This is a genomic window from Acidovorax sp. Root217, assembly GCF_001428645.1.
In the GTDB taxonomy this organism is placed as follows: Bacteria; Pseudomonadota; Gammaproteobacteria; order Burkholderiales; family Burkholderiaceae_C; genus Acidovorax.
Map to the genome: position 1 here is coordinate 39,794 of NZ_LMIH01000009.1, position 15,140 is coordinate 54,933.

At 67.4% G+C, this 15,140-nt stretch carries 12 protein-coding genes; 2 read left to right on the top strand and 10 right to left on the bottom strand.

Features of this window, described 5'->3' with window-relative positions; all coding sequences use genetic code 11:
- The 5 genes from ASE31_RS32935 to ASE31_RS08270 all read right to left on the bottom strand — a co-directional run.
- The coding region (locus ASE31_RS32935; protein WP_157412411.1) for a DUF4347 domain-containing protein at nt 1-4,101 on the bottom strand (4,101 nt) is incomplete at its 3' end.
- 396 nt (nt 4,102-4,497) lie between these two features.
- Nucleotides 4,498-5,562 (bottom strand): helix-turn-helix domain-containing protein, encoded by a 1,065-nt coding sequence (locus ASE31_RS08255; RefSeq protein ID WP_057201147.1) that lies wholly within the window; start codon nt 5,560-5,562, stop codon nt 4,498-4,500.
- A gap of 114 nt (nt 5,563-5,676) precedes the next feature.
- Nucleotides 5,677-6,690 carry a hypothetical protein gene (locus tag ASE31_RS08260; protein ID WP_235514346.1) on the bottom strand — a complete coding sequence of 338 codons (1,014 nt, stop codon included), beginning with the start codon at nt 6,688-6,690 and terminating at the stop codon, nt 5,677-5,679.
- A 160-nt stretch (nt 6,691-6,850) separates the two neighbouring features.
- Nucleotides 6,851-7,837 carry a tripartite tricarboxylate transporter substrate binding protein gene (locus ASE31_RS08265; protein WP_057201164.1) on the bottom strand — a complete coding sequence of 329 codons (987 nt, stop codon included), beginning with the start codon at nt 7,835-7,837 and terminating at the stop codon, nt 6,851-6,853.
- A gap of 62 nt (nt 7,838-7,899) precedes the next feature.
- The gene (locus ASE31_RS08270; RefSeq protein ID WP_369819442.1) at nt 7,900-9,402 is read right to left on the bottom strand and encodes an amidase; all 1,503 of its coding nucleotides are present in this window, start codon (nt 9,400-9,402) and stop codon (nt 7,900-7,902) included.
- Between the two features lie 92 nt (nt 9,403-9,494).
- Between ASE31_RS08270 and ASE31_RS08275 the strand changes: the two genes are divergently transcribed.
- Nucleotides 9,495-10,412, top strand: a complete 918-nt coding sequence (locus ASE31_RS08275) for a LysR family transcriptional regulator (RefSeq protein ID WP_057201152.1) — start codon at nt 9,495-9,497, stop codon at nt 10,410-10,412.
- A gap of 6 nt (nt 10,413-10,418) precedes the next feature.
- On the opposite strand, the gene ASE31_RS31500 is transcribed toward ASE31_RS08275, so the two are convergent.
- The 5 genes from ASE31_RS31500 to ASE31_RS08295 all read right to left on the bottom strand — a co-directional run bounded on the left by ASE31_RS31500 (nt 10,419) and on the right by ASE31_RS08295 (nt 14,126).
- Nucleotides 10,419-10,571: a hypothetical protein gene (locus tag ASE31_RS31500; protein ID WP_157412412.1), complete on the bottom strand. Its 153-nt coding sequence runs from the start codon at nt 10,569-10,571 to the stop codon at nt 10,419-10,421.
- Nucleotides 10,571-10,987 carry a GNAT family N-acetyltransferase gene (locus ASE31_RS08280; protein ID WP_057201153.1) on the bottom strand — a complete coding sequence of 139 codons (417 nt, stop codon included), beginning with the start codon at nt 10,985-10,987 and terminating at the stop codon, nt 10,571-10,573. Before ASE31_RS08280 ends, ASE31_RS31500 begins: the two co-directional genes overlap by 1 nt.
- Before the next feature lie 120 nt (nt 10,988-11,107).
- Nucleotides 11,108-12,721 (bottom strand): RimK family protein, encoded by a 1,614-nt coding sequence (locus tag ASE31_RS08285; RefSeq protein WP_082604074.1) that lies wholly within the window; start codon nt 12,719-12,721, stop codon nt 11,108-11,110.
- The gene (locus tag ASE31_RS08290) at nt 12,703-13,875 is read right to left on the bottom strand and encodes a GNAT family N-acetyltransferase/peptidase C39 family protein (RefSeq protein ID WP_235514347.1); all 1,173 of its coding nucleotides are present in this window, start codon (nt 13,873-13,875) and stop codon (nt 12,703-12,705) included. The genes ASE31_RS08285 and ASE31_RS08290 overlap by 19 nt, the downstream gene beginning before the upstream one ends.
- Nucleotides 13,863-14,126 carry a hypothetical protein gene (locus tag ASE31_RS08295; protein ID WP_162261386.1) on the bottom strand — a complete coding sequence of 88 codons (264 nt, stop codon included), beginning with the start codon at nt 14,124-14,126 and terminating at the stop codon, nt 13,863-13,865. Before ASE31_RS08295 ends, ASE31_RS08290 begins: the two co-directional genes overlap by 13 nt.
- 270 nt (nt 14,127-14,396) lie before the next feature.
- On the opposite strand from ASE31_RS08295, the gene nth reads away from it, so the two are divergent.
- Entirely contained in the window at nt 14,397-15,035 is a 639-nt protein-coding gene (gene nth, locus ASE31_RS08300) for an endonuclease III (RefSeq protein ID WP_057201156.1), read from the top strand.
- The last annotated feature ends 105 nt before the right edge of the window (nt 15,036-15,140 follow it).

The window sequence follows — 15,140 nt, forward strand, 5'->3', positions numbered from 1 at the left end:
ACGACCCACTGCCGGTTTGAACACCAGGGCGCGAAGCGCTGCCTGGATGTCGGCGGGAGTGCCTGCCGCATGGGTGTACGTGAGCCCGCCATCGGCGGTGGAGAAGCCCGAGGCCGTGAGCGAGGCCGCAGTGAACGCGCCCTTGGCCGCAGTGTCCAGCGTGATGATCACCGTCTCGGAGGCCCCCACGTCCGGGTCGCTGATGACGATGCCCGCGAACGGCGAAACCGTTGCGTTGTCGTTGACGGCTTGCGCCGCCACCGCCCCGCCCACCGTGGGCGCCACATTGCTGCCTGCCACCGTGATCGGGTTGCCGCTCAGATCTGCAATCAGCACGGCAGTGGCTGCCCCCGCATTCCAGTCCTCCAGCATGCCCAGGTTGTAGGTGGTGGTGTCGGTGGAGCTCAGACCATCCTTGTTCATCCGCAGAGCCAGTGCCGCCTTGTCGGTGGCGCTCAGGGTCAGGGTAAAACTGGTGGCGCTGGTGATGTCCACGTCGACGGTATCGGTCAGCATGTAGGTGGCGCCGCCCTGGCCCGTGAAAGTCAGCCTGTTGGCCGCGATGTCGTTGGCCGTGCCGCTGAGACCCAGCAGATTGGCACCCGTGACCGCCAGCACGCCGGTGCCCACGTTGTAGGTGGAGGAGGTGACGATGGGCACGGCCACGTTGGCCACGGCGACGCCATTGCCCGTGATGTCCGCCAGCACTACGCCAGCATCCGCCCCAGCGGCCCAGTCCTCGGCTGCGGCCAGGTTGTAGGTGGTGCCGCCGGTGGAACTGGTGCCGTTCTGGTTGGCCAGGGCGTTCACGGCGCTCCGGTCTGCGGCGCCCAGGATCAGGGTGAATGACGTCGCGCTGGTGATCTCCACATTGCTGATACTGCTCAGCGTATGGGTGGAGCCACCCTCGCCGGTCAGGGTGAACTTATTGGCCACGATGTCGTTGGCCGCACCGGCCAGGGAGCTGAAACCGGTGCCGGTTACGACCAGCGCCCCGGTGGCGGCGTTGTAGGTGGCGCTGGTGATGACCGGCACGGGCACGTTCGATACTGTAATGGCCGAAGTGGGGCCGGCGATGTTGCCGCCGGTAATCACGCTGTTCCAGTCATCGGCCGCAGCGAGGTTGTAGGCGGTGCCGCCTGTGGAGGTGGTGCCGCTCTTGTTGAACAGGGCCTCGACGGCGGCGACATCGGCGCCGGCCAGGGTCACGGTGAAGCTGGTGGCCGACAGCGCTTCGACATTCCCCGTGGTGGACAAGGTGCGTGTGGTGCCTGCCTCGCCGGTGATGGTCAGGGCCGAGACCGTGACGTCATTGGATGCCCCGATGGTCCTGACCAGGTTGGTGCCGGTGACCGTGAGGAGATGGTTGGCGATGTCGTAGGCAGCGCTGGTGATGGTGGGAGCGACCACATTGGAGACCGTGACGGTGTTGCCCGAATTGTCGACACCACTGGCGCGCGTGGAGTCCCAGTTGGCGCCGGCCAGCAACTGGAAGGTGGTTGCGCTCACGGCGCTGGTGCCGTTCTGGTTCAGGAGGCCATTCATGACCAGCTTGTCCCCAGCATTGAGCGTGACGCTGAACTCGGTGGCACTGCTGGCCAGCACGTTGGGGCCGGACAGGGCTACATTGCCACCGCCCTCCCCGGTAAGGGACAGCCGGGTCAGATCGATGCTGTCGCCGGCCACGATGTTCACGGCCGAGACCGTGAGGATGCCGGTGGCGGCATCGTAAGTGGCGCCCACGATGCTGGGCGCCGCGTTGCTGACGGTGATACCGTTGCTCGCATCCGCGATGTTGCCGCCCGTAACCACGCTGTTCCAGTCATCGGCGGCAGCGATGTTGTAGGTGGTGGCGCCGCTGGCCGAGGCGGTGCCGTTCTTGTTGAGCAGCGATGCGACGCCAGCGATGTCCGCGCCGGTGAGGGTGACTGTGAAGCTGGTGGCCGAGCTCACTTCCACATTGCCCGATGTGGACAAGGCATAGGTGGCACCGCTCTCGCCGGTGATGGTCAGCTTATTGACGGTGATGTCATTCGCGGCACCGACGGTCTTGACCAAGCCGGTGCCGGTGACCGTGAGGACGTGGGCGGCGCCGTCGTAAGTGGCGCTGGTGATGGTCGGGGCGGTGACGTTGGAGACGGTAACCGCATTGCTTGTCAGGTCGGACGGCGCAGACGCCGTAGCATTCCAGTTGGAAGCCGCCGCCAGGTTGAAGGTGGTCGCATCCACGGCCGTGGTGCCGTCCTTGTTCAGCAGGCCATTGACCGCGAGCTGGTCGGCAGCATTGAGCGTGAGCGAAAACGCCGTGGAACTGCTGGCAGTGGCGTTGCCACTGGTCAGGGTGTGGCGACCGCCGCCTTGGCCGCTGAGTGTGAGCTTCGATGCAATGATGCTGTCGCCAGCCACCAGATTGGTTCCGGTCACCGAAAGAACCCCGGTGCTGGCATCGTACTGGGCGCTGGTGATACGGGCGTCCCGCAGGTCATTCTGATAGGGGCCCGATACGGCATCGATAGATGCCCCGGCCGCACCGGCAGCGTTGCCCGAGCCGCTCACGCCTCCCCCCGAACCTCCGGCGCCTTTGTTGCCGTTTGCCATGCTGGCTTGCGTAGAGGCATCGATTCGCAACGTGCCACCACTGTTCCACACCGCACCGATGCCCGCGCCACCCGCGCCACCGTTGCCACGGCCGGCATAGCTGGCAGCTGCACCGCCACCGCCGCCGCCGCCGGCACCGATGTTGTTGCTGACCACGCTGCCTACTATCGACAGGGTGCCGGTGTTGTAGATGCCACCTGCAGCACTTCCCCCTGCCCCGCCGTCATAGATACCGCCACCGCCGCCGCCACCGCCGCCGATGGAAATACTCCCGTTGCTTGCCGTGGCGCCCGCGCCCCCCACGCTGTAAGCTTGGCCGACAAACTGGATGTTGGCCCCGCCTCCATTGCCGCCGGTCGACCCTCCGCCATACCCCCCGCGCTGACCGCCCGAGGTTCCTGCGCCATTGCCCCCATGTCCCGCAGTGGCAGGGGTGGGCGGTTCAGAGGTACGATCCGCGCCTCCGGCACCACCCAGACCGGATCCAAAGCCACCACCGCCACCACCACCGCCCGCCTTCGGAAAGGGCCCACCGGTACCGCCACCGCCGGACGCCTTGTTTTCGGTGATGGTGCTGTTGCGTATCAGCAGATCGCCCGCGTTGTAGATCCCGCCGCCCTGCGCATCGCTCCCTGGGCGCCCTAAGTTAGACAGGTTGCCAGCATTGCTGCCGCCATTGGCCGCTACCAGCCCGTTCTTGATGACCAGCCCTTCAAGCGTGACCGACGCTCCCGCCGACACATACACCACGCGACTGCCATGGTTGGCGTCGATGGTGACATCTGCCGTGCCGTTGTCGTCCAGATCGCCATCGATCGTGAGTCCCGTTCCCAGCACCAACTGCCCTGAGCTCAGGGAGATGTTCGTGACGGAGTTGGCAAAGGTGATGGTGTCGCCCTGCGTGGCGTTGGCAATGGCATTGCGAAGCGACCCGACCCCGGAGTCAGCACCGCTCGTGACGGTGAGGATCGCAAGGTCATGGAGGTATTCGCCAGAGGTCGCTGCAAGCGCTGCCGTGGATATCTGGCCCGTGCTGACTTCAAGCTCCCAGTCTCCATGCGAGCCTGTCCGATTGGCGCTCGCGGCAACATCGGCGCCAGTGAGCGCCGCCATCTCGGACACCAACCGGGCCCCAGCATCTGCGCGCCCCACATCACAGGCATAGATCAGCAAGTCCGCATCGGCCGTCATTGCCTGGCCCAAGGCAGCGAGCGCGTCTGCATGCATTGCGACGGTGCCCGAGTCCAGGAAGGTGTCGCCCAGCCACAGCTGTCCTTCGCTACCGTGCGCCAGCACATGCACCGCTCCCACGTCGCCACCCGCACCCATTGCGAGCGCCATCTGGTGCAGGCCATCTTCGCCAGCGCGGAGATAGACCACCTCAACGCCTGGCGCAAATTTCTTGAGCAAGGTACCTGCGTCCTGGACGCGACTGTCTACAAATACGATTTCCCGTACTGGGACACTTGCTTCGTGCGCGGTCGTTTGATCGACGTTCATCATGTCGTGATTGCCTGTGTTGAAGCTGTTTCAGCGGGTAGGGGCTTGCCCATGAGAGATGGACCGAACCGCGCAGTGGCCTGGGGCGAAGTGATCACCACGGCCCTGTCGATCCAGGCGCCGGCTATGTCCTGCCGCGCACCCACCCAGGTCGGGCGATGGGGCGGAGCGAAAATGCCATGGCAGGAGCGCCCCGGTATCCAGGCTCCGCAGCTCTTCGCACGGAGGGAGCGCAACGGGACTTGCTACCTCAAGATGCTATGGCGGACATTCAGGTCCCACTTGACTCGGCGTTCTCGCCGACTTGTCCAGGCGTTCCAGCCCCGGGGGCGACATCGAAGCGGCGCACGCCACCGGGCAAAGCGGTTGAGGCGTCTTACTTGCGGTTGAAAAACGATCTCAGACTGCCAGGTAACGCACCCACTGGGCATACTCGGTGGACACCTGCGCGTGTGCTGCACTGGTGAGGCCGCCGTGCCGGGACAGGGCCCGGACGTCGCTGGGTCGCTGGCCAAACGCCGCCCGGAATGCACGGCTGAAATGGGCTTCGCTCGCGAAGCCCACGCGTGCAGCGATCTCCGCAATGCCCAGACGAAGATTGGCGGGGCTCAGCAGCAGGTGGAAGGCTCGCTGCAGTCGCCGGCTTTGAATGTAGCGGGATACGCCCTCGAAGGGCTCGAAAAGCCGGTACAGACTGCCGCGCGAGAGATCAAAGGCCTCGCAAAGGCTTTCGGCACTGAGCGGGCGGCCCAGGTGGTGACCGATGTACCGCTGTATGCATTCCAGCAGGGCTTGCGGCGACGCTTGCAGCGCGAAGCCCACCGATGTGCTGCCAGTCGATTTCTTCAACGCAGGCCCCAGGCATGCAGCGAGCATTTGCGAGGTGATGCTGGTGACGGTCGATGCGTCCTGGGCGCTCAGGGTGGGCAGGCGGTGCAGGAGCGAATCCATGTGGTCCGACAGCAGCCCACCCAGACCGGCTCCGGTTGGGAGCACCGTACCATGGAGTTGCCTGGCGGACGCCCCCAGGTACTCGTCCATGCGCTCGCGCGGCAGTACCAGCGTCATCACATCGGAGGCCTGGGCGTGGGTGTGCTGGCTGCGCTGCAGGTCGAAGACCACGATGTCTCCAGCCTGAACATGGATATCGGTCCTGCCATCGTCGAGCTGGCCCACAAAGCCACCGTTGCGATACCACTGTACGAGGTAGTGGTCCAGCCCGTCGCGCGCCATGCGGGCGCGAGAGCGGGAGAACTGCTGACCACTGAAATGCAGTTGTCCGACCAGAAGCTCGCCCAGGTGCGTGGCGGCCACCGAGGCACTAAAGTCCGTGGGGCGCAATCGCGAGTGCGGCACCACGTCGAACAGCACGGAGATGCTGTCCCGCCAGGCATCGAAGCGGTTGTCCTCGGGGAAGGCATCCGTGGAAAAGACGGTAGACGGAGGCGCGGTGGGCGGCAGCATGAAGTGGTGTAGGTGGTCTGGTGCTCCCTGGTTTATAACGCCTCGCAATGTAAGTCCTACTTGCAGGGCGTATTGGGCGTAGTGGGCGCTGTTGGCTGCTCTTGGAGCAGACTATCACCGCCACTGCCGCGCAAAGAACTCCGCCACCTGGTTCTCCAGCTGCGGCTGGTAGGCCACGCGATCAAAGCCCGGCGGGTTGGCAGCGGCATCGCCCGCATCAGACGGCAGCGGCATGGACGGTTGCGCCATGAAGGCAAAGTGCCCTGCCCCCGCTGCCGTGCTGGCCTGGGCCCTGGGCAGGTGGGCGACGACATGGCCGCCATGGTACTTGCCGACCAGCACCACATCGCGCTCGGCCACGATGACGCGCACCGGCACGGTGATGGCCGCCAGGCTCTCGGGGGTGAACACCACGGCCATGGGGGCCAGGGCGACCACGGCGCGGATGCGCCGGTCGGGCACCGAGACGCGCAGGGCGTCTGGCGCAACGCCCTTGCCGCTGGCGGCAGGAATGGCAGCACCTGCCGGGGACCCCTTGGCCAGCGAGCAGAAGCCCGGGTCGTCCTGCACGGTAGCGCAGTGCTTGGCCGCGCGCGCCGGCTCAGCCTCGGCCCCGGCCAGTGCCAGCACCGTATAGCCCCCGGCGGAATGCCCCACCGCGCCGATGCGTTCGGCCGGGATGCGGCTGCCCCATTCGGGGCTGGCCAGCAGCGCGTCGAGCACCCGGCTGACCTGGCGCGGGCGCTCGCCGAAGTAGTGGCCGGAGGTGATCATGGAGCGGTCTTGCCAGTTGTCACCGGGGTGGCGCAGGGCCGCGACCAGGTAGCCATCCCTGGCCAGCCGGGTGGCCAGGTTGTGGTGCCCCACCTCGGAGCCGCCCGTGCCGTGCGAAATCAGCACCAATCCCTTGAGCGGCGCCTGCCCCGCAGGAGCGCCCGGCGCCACCACGGGCTGCCAGGGGCCCATGGGCAGGGCGCGGGCGGTTGCGGCCGTGGGGTAGAACAATGCGACGCTGATGGGCGCATCCCCCGGGACGGTCAGCGTGCGGTAACCGGCTTGTTGCGCGCCGGCCTGGCCGGCGAGGCCCAGCAGGGCGGCGGCGGCAAGGGTCTGGAACAGTGTCTTCATCATGGTGTGCCTTCAAGGACCGCCACGGCGGCGGTTGGATGGCACTGTAGGCAGGCGGGTGGGCCCAGCAAACTGCGTTGCGATGAAATGCCGCAAGCCGTCGCCAAACACCACGTCCGGGGAGTGAGCGGCGACCGCCCTTCCCGCCCCCGTTGCGCAATCAGTCGCCGCGGATATCCGCCCTGGCCGCCACGGCCCGCATGGCCGGCAGCTCGCGCTCGATGCGGGCGCGCAGGCCGTCGCCGTTGGACCAGGAGGGCGTGAGGCCGATGTCCACCAGCTTCTTCTTGAACTCGGCCGACGCCATGGTGTCGGCCAGGGCCTTCTCCAGTTTGGCCTGCACGGGCGCGGGCAGGCCGGCGGGCCCGACGAAAGCGAACCACGAGCCCATGTCGAAGCCGGGGTAGCCGCTTTCTGCCACGGTGGGCACATTGGGCAGCAGGGCCAGGCGCTGCGCGCCCAAAGCCGCGATGGGCTTGATCTTGCCGGCCTTGATCAGCGGGGTGGATGCCACCACCGTATCGACCGCGAACTGCACCTGCCCGCCCATCAGCGCGGTGAGGTTGGGCGCGCTGCCGTTGAAGGGCACGTGCAGCATCTTCGCGCCGGTGGTGGACTTGAGCACCTCGCCGCCGAAGTGCACCGACGAGCCGGTGCCGTAGGAGCCATACGAGAACTTCTCGGGCGCGGCCCGGGTCTGGGCGATCACGTCCTTGAGCGTGCTGCCGGGCGTGTCGTTGTGGGCCACCAGCAGCAGGCCCATGTCGGCCACCAGGCCCAGTTGCGTGAAGCTGCGCACGGGGTCGTACGGCAGGTTGCTGCGGATGGCGGGGTTCAGCGTGAAGGTGGTGTTGGCGCCCAGCAGCAGCGTGTAGCCATCGGCCGGGGCCTTGGCCACGATGGAGGCCCCCACCACGGTGCCGGCACCAGCCCGGTTCTCCACCACCATGGGCTGGCCCAGGCGCTCGCCCATCGAGGTGGCCAGCAGGCGCCCCAGGATGTCGGTGGCGCCGCCGGGTGCAAAGGGCACGACGAGCTTGATGGGGCGATCAGGGTAGCCCTGCTGGGCCAACGCGACGGCGGGCACCGCCAGCACGGCTGCACCGGCCACAAGACACGACAGGAAACGGGAACGCGGCATCGGCATGGGGAACATCTCCAGGAGCAACAGGACGAAGGAATGGGGGGGCGAAGAGCGACGGCAACCGATCAGCGCAGCAGCGGACTGTGCACACGCGAGTAACCACTGGCCAGGTCATACGCATGGCCGATCTGCAGCACCGCCGCGTCGGTCTGCGCGGGGCCGATGATCTGCAGGCCGGCCGGCAGGCCCTCGGGGCCAAAGCCCGCGGGCGCCGCCAGCGCTGGCAGGCCGGCCATGGTGGCGGGCACCACGGTCTCCATCCAGCGGTGGTAGGTGTCCATGCGGCGCCCGGCCACTTCGTGCGGCCAGTCCAGGCTGGCGTCGAAAGGGAACACCTGGGCCGCGGGCAGCACCAGGAAGTCGAAGCGCGTGAACAGCCCGCGCAGCACCTGGTACCAGGCCGTGCGCACGCGCGCTGCGTCATAGACCTGCATGGCAGTCAGCGCCAGGCCGCGCTGTATCTCCCACACCGCCTCGGGCTTGAGCTGGGCGCGCTTGGCACTGTCGTGGTACAGGGCCGCATTGGCACCCGCCACGCTGAAGCTGCGCAGGTCGAGCCAGGCATTCCACAACTGCGTGAGGTCGAAGTCGACCACGGCCTTCTCCACCGTGCAGCCCACGGTGCGGAAATGGCCCAGCGCCTTCTCGCAGGTGGAGTACAGCCCGGCATCGGTGGGCAGGTAGCCGCCCAGGTCGCCCAGCCAGCCGATGCGCGTGCCCTTGAAGTCGCGCTCCAGCGGCTGGCCGAAGGCGGCCACGTCGTCGCTGCGGCGCGTGAGCGGCAGGCGCTCGTCAAAACCGGCCTGCACCGACAGCAGCAGCGCCAGGTCGGGGATGTTGCGCGCCATGGGCCCGGTCACGCTGAACTGCTGGAAGAACACTTCTTCCGAAGGCCCGTGCGGCACCAGGCCCGGCGAGGTGCGCAGGCCATACACATTGTTGAACGCAGCCGGTGTGCGCAGTGAGCCCATCATGTCCGAGCCATCGGCCACGGGCAGCATGTGCAGGGCCACGGCCACGCCGGCCCCGCCGCTGCTGCCGCCGGCCGAGCGCGCCGGGTCGAAGGCATTGCGCGTGGTGCCGTACACCGGGTTGTAGGTGTGCCCGCCCAGGCCGAACTCGGGCGAATTGGTGCGGCCGATGAACAGCGCGCCGCTGGCGCGCATGCGCTCGAACACCACGGCATCGGTGGCCGAGACCTGGCCTGCGAAGAGGGGGGAGCCGCGCGTGGTGACCATGCCCGCAGCGGGCGCGATGTCCTTGGGCGCCTGGGGCATGCCGTGCAGCGGGCCCAGGCTCTGGCCACGCGCCAGTTGCGCATCGCGCTCTGCCGCCAGGGCGTGCAGCGCAGCGCGGTCGGCCATGGCCACCAGGGCGTTGACCACGGGGTTCAGGCGGTCCACCTGGGCCAGGTAGGCGTCGAGCACCTCCACGCACGAGACCTCGCGCGCATGGATGGCACGCGACAGGCCCACGGCCGTGTGGGCGACGATGCCGCTGGGGGCGATGCCCGTGGCGGGCAGGCTGGAGAAGTCGGGCATGGGGGTGGCTGCGTTCGAATAAGTCATTTCGAAGTCAGCATAGGCAGGCTGCTGCTTTTCTGCAATCGACGATTTCTGAGGTTACCCTTGCGTTTTACGCAAACCACAAGAGGTCATCCATGCTCTCCAGCCGCCTGCAGGACACGGCCCTGCGCTACTTTCTGGAGGTGGTGCGCAGCGGCTCGGTGAGCGAGGCGGCCACTCGGCTCAGCGTGTCGCCCTCGGCCGTGAGCCGGCAGGTGGCGGCGCTGGAGGATCTGTTGGGCGTGCCCCTGTTCGACCGGCGCCCGCGCGGCATGGCACCCAGCGCGGCCGGCGAGATGCTGGCCGCCCATGCGCGGCGCGGCGCGCTGGAGGCCGACCGCGTGGTGGCCGACATAAAGGCGCTGCAGGGGCTGCACACCGGGCTGGTGCGGCTGTGCAGCTCGGCCGGCTTTGCCATCGAGTTTTTGCCGCGCGTGATGGCGCAGTTCCGCACGCAGTACCCGGGCATCCAGTTCCACGTGCGCGTGGCCAGTCCGGCGGCGGTGACCACGGCGGTGCTGCACGGCGACGCAGACATCGGCCTGACCTACAGCCGCGCGGCCGAGCGCGACATCAGCGTGCAGCACCGCGAGGCCTCACCGGTGATCGCCATCATGCGACCCGACCATGCCCTGGCGCGCTTCAAATCGATCACCCTGGCGCAGATGCACCCGCATCCCATTGCCCTGCCCGAGCGCGACAACACCGTGCGCCAGCTGTTCGACATCGGCTGCAGCCAGCGCGGCCTGGTGTTCGAGCCGGTGCTGGTGTGCAACCACTTCGAGACGCTGACGCACTTCGTGCTGCACGGCGGTGGCCTGTCGATATCGGGCGAGGTGACGGTGCGCGACCGCGTGCATCGCGGCGAACTGCACGCCGCCCAGATCCGCGAGCCCGGCATGAGCGCCCGCGCGGTGGAGGTGCAGACGCTGGGCGGGCGCACCCTGCCGGCAGGGGTGCGCAGATTCCTGGATTTTCTGCGCGAGCAGTTGGTGGCGCGCGAGGCGGGCTGAAGGCTCCTACTGAACTGGCGTGTCCTGATGTTGAGTCTTCCATTTGTCGTAGGCAGCCTCCAGCCAGGCAGCGAGTTTTTGCCCCATGTGAAACACCAGCAGGAACGCGGCAATGGCGATGCCGACAAACAACACATCGTGAACGGCGTGGTGCACCATCAGATCAACGGCTTGAGCAGCACGAACAAGGTGAGTCCCGGGATGTAATTGTCAATCTGGGCGTAGCCCCGGTATCCAGCGCGTTCATACATCAGCGCCGTCTTTGGCGACAGGGATTCAATGAGGCATTCGTTGCACCCAGCACCTCTGGCGGCACCCTCGATGCCGGCAAGCAGCCTCTGGCCCAGGCCTTTGCGCCGATGCGCTGCATCCACCCAGAGGTATTCCACATACAGCCGGTCCAGTTCAATCCGGCCTGCCGCGCCCCCAATCAGATGGCCGTTGTCGCGTGCCAGGCAGGCCAGGGGTTGGGGATGTCCGGCGCCGACGGCTGCACGGTCATGGGCGATGACTGCTTTGGATATGTGCTGAAGCTCCCCGACCTCAGGCGCAAAGGATGTCTCTAACTCGTTCATAGGTCACACCAGCGATTTTTTCGCCAACGTATTATTTTCTTGGGTCCTGGGCATCAACCTGCCTGGCCCGGCAGGGGCCGCAGGCTGCCTCTTGGCAAAAGGGCGCACGCGCCTGCCTGATCAGGCGCAACGTGCCGTGCGTGTCGCGGACCTCAGTACCGAGACGGCGACAGACGACGACAGAAGCGGGGTGATCTGCACGGCTGCGCCATCTCCCGCCTGCAACCCCGGCACAGCCAGGTTGCCCGCACCGCCCTGCCCCCGGTGCAGGCGCTGCTCCATGCGGGTGAGCAGGTGGCCCAGCAGGCTGCGGTACACGGCATCCCCGGTTATGGCGTCCTCCACCCCGGTATCCAGGTTGGGGTTGTCGTTGATCTCGATCACATGGGCGCCGCTGGCGTTGCACTTGAGGTCCACGCCGTAGAAGCCGTCGCCCACCAGGCGCGCTGCGGCGGTGGCGGCGGCCAGCACATGGGCTGGCACCTCGGGCAGGGGCACGGCCTGGGTGCGGCCCTCGGTGTACTGGCCGTTGTCGCCGTGCTGCAGAATCTGCCAATGCCCGTCGCACATGAAATATTTGGCGGCAAACAGCGGCTGGCCCGCGAGGATGCCGATGCGCCAGTCGAAATCGGTGTACATGTACTCCTGCACCAGGATGATTTCCGACTCCTTGAGCATCTCGCGCGCGATTTCCTGCAGTTGCGCAAAGTGGTCGGCCTTCTTCACGCTGCGGCTGAACGAGCCATCGGGCACCTTGACCACCACCGGGTAGGCCAGCCCATGCTGAAAGTCCGCCAGCGTGCGGCGGCTAAGCATGTGTGTGCGCGGCGTGGCAATGCCATGGCCGCGCAGCAACTCGGCCAGATAGGCCTTGTTGGTGCAGCGCAGGATGGAAACCGGGTCGTCGATGACGGGCATGCCTTCGGCCACCGCCCGCTTGGCAAACTGGAAGGTGTGGTGGTTGACGGCCGTGGTCTCGCGAATGAACAGGGCGTCGAACTGCGCCAGGCGCGAAAAATCCTTCTTCTCGATCAGCTCGGCAGCAATGCCCATGCTGTCGCCGACGGTGATGAGCCTGGCGAGCGTGGCCGCGCTCGACGGCGGCAGCGGGTCGGTGGGGTCATGCAATATGGCCAGGTCCATGCGCGGCGCGGCCACGGCCGCCACGGGGCGCCAGCTGCGCCGCGTGAAGTGCCCCAGCGCTTCGGTGAAGACCTCGTCGCGGTGGGCGTCTACGCCACGCGGGTCCAGCGCCTGCAGGGCCGCCACATGCCAGCCCTGCGGGGCATCGCAGCGCTCGACCACGATCTCCAGCAGCGGGCAGCGAAACAGCTCAAAGCCCTTGCGTGCCAGCGCGGCAAACTCGGCGTCTTCCGTTCGCCCGAAGAACACCTGCAGCGTGAGCGTGCTGACCGAGCGCGGTATGCCCGGCAGCGGGCCGACCAGGCGGTCGAGCACGGCGATGGAAGCCGCCCGCGCCTTGCCGCGCGCCAGGCCCAGGATGGCCTCCACGCCCGGTGTCACCCGGTCGCCGCGGGCCTCGGCCAGCAGCGAGCAGTAGTAGCCGATGCCCAGGTAGCTGTAGCTGCGGCACAGGTTGGTGACCTTGCGCACCCGGCTGCGCGCCTGGGGCCCTTCGGCAATGAACTCCTCGGCGGTGACGATCTTCACGCCGGGGTCGCTCCAGCGGAAGTCGGAGCGCTTTTCGACCACGATCACATGTTCTGAGGACACGGGGAAACTTCTTTCTTGCTTGCAATGATGACGGCCGCCGTCTGGCGGCGGCGCCCGTAGCGGGCGATCTTCTTGAACTCGGCCAGGCTCACCGACATGCCGCCGTCGCTCTCGCCGGAGCGGGCCATGGGGTCGAGCACGCGGAACACTGCGCCATCGAAGCCGACGATCGCCACCCAGTGCGGCGACTTTTCGCGGTGCAGCCGCCAGAGGCTGATAAGCACGATGGGCACATGGCCCAGGCGCAACTGCTCGATCACCCCCTCGGCGGACACCGGCAGCGCGAAGATAGGCACGCCGCGCGCCAGCAGCTCGGCCTGGAAGTCGTCTTCCACGCGCTGGATGACGCGCTTCTTGTGCGGCTCGCGCACGCTGTCCATGAACAGCGAGGAGCCCGCTGCGGCATACACCGACACATCGAAGCCCCGGTGCAGCGCCGCACAGGCCAGCCCGAACGGACCGCAGCCGCCGTGGCCCGCTGCCATGAACACCGTGGTCGCCTCGCGCCACAGGCGGATCTCTGCGGCCTGGTCCATCACGGTGGCAGGGTCCAGAGCCGACATGGCGATCAGCAGCGCGCACGGGCCGCAGGTGAAGTCCAGCGTCTGCCCGTAGTGCCGCGCGCTGCGGAGCACCGGATGCGCGCCCTGGCCCTTGTCGTCGAACAGGTCCTTCTGGAAGCAGATGGCGTCGGCCCCATCCTCGTAGTAGGCGATCTTGCGGCCCGAAGGCACGAAGCCGAAGCGCCGGAACAGGCGGTGGGCGCCGGCATTGTCGGCCCGGCTCTCCAGCCGCAGCAGCGCACAGCCTGCGCGGCGCGCATGGGCCAGGGCCTCGGTGACCAAGGCGCTGGCCAGCCCACTGTTGCGCGCCTGCGGTGCGACGGCCAGTGAGTACAAGCGCGCGACGAAGGTGCCCCGGCGCAGCAGCACCACGCAGGCGCCGGGCACCGCTGCGCACTCGCCTGCGCCATCGCGGGCCACCAGCACCCGGGCCGAAGGGCTGCGCAGCAGGCGCCGCCAGCTGGCCAGGGCAATGCGGTCGCCGGTGAACGCAGCGCGCTCCAGGGCATCGAGTGCAGGCGCATCCTCCAGCGTGCCCAGACCAATGGGGCCGCTGGAATGTTCCGGGGGCAGCGCCTTCAATGCACGCACGGGGTGCCTGCGCTTGCGCCTGTGCCGGTCAGCCGCGCAATGCGGCCGAACTCGGCCTGTGGCATGCCCGCCATGAGCAGGCCCATGCAGGTGGCTAGCTCGCTGCGGCGCAGGTGGATATGGGCGCAGATGCCATGGTGCGCAGCATCCATCCCGATGCGGTAGCAGGCCAGCCGGGGGCCCAGGATGCGGTGCAGGGCGCGCCGCACTGCAGGCACATCGGCGCCGGACAACCGTAGTGGAAGGACCACGATGTCATCCAAATTGCCATGGGGAGCGGCGCTGAGTGCCACGCGGTGGAGCGAAACCAGGGAAGGGCTGGGGTGCAGCATGCGGGGGCCTGGGCCAGGGAGCCAGGCGGCTTCGGAGCTGGCGGCAGGCAGTGGGTTAAACATGGCTTGCAGTCTAGGCAGCGCGGTATAAATTCGTTGTAAAGAAACGCGCTGCGGCCGTCAAATCGCCGTGAAGAATCCACTGCGGGACAATGCAGCACCCGACAAGAAAAACGGCCCCTCCCCACCATGAAAACCGAGCAGATCGAACCCTTCTTCGCCGCCCTCAAGGCCGCCAACCCCATGCCCAACACGGAGCTGGAGTACACCACCCCGTTCGAGCTGCTGGCGGCCGTGCTGCTCTCGGCCCAGGCCACCGATGTGGGCGTGAACAAGGCCACGCGCAAGCTGTTTCCGGTGGCGGGCACGCCGCAGGCCATCCTGGACCTGGGGCTCGAAGGGCTGGAGGGCTACATCAAGACCATCGGCCTGTACCGCACGAAGGCGAAGAACCTGATGGCTACCTGCCGCATCCTCGTGGAGCAGCATGGCAGCGTGGTGCCGCGCACGCGCGAGGCGCTCGAAGCCCTGCCCGGCGTGGGGCGCAAGACGGCCAACGTGGTGCTCAACGTGGCCTTCGGCCAGCCCACGATGGCGGTGGATACGCACATCTTTCGGGTGAGCAACCGCACGGGGCTGGCGCCGGGCAAGAACCCGTTGGCGGTGGAGTTGCAGTTGGTGAAGCGGGTGCCGGATGCGTATGCGGTGGATTCGCACCACTGGCTGATCTTGCTGGGGCGGTATGTGTGTGTGGCGCGCAAGCCGCGGTGTTGGGAGTGTGTGGTGCCGCGGTATTGCGACTTTGAGCCGAAGACGGCGGCGCCTTGAGCCTTGAGCCTTGTTGGCGGTGGTTGGGTCATGCCTTGGTTGAGGGCGGAGGCCGGGGTGTGCGCCCGGCGGCGCACCTACCTTCTTTTGCGTCGCCAAAAGAAG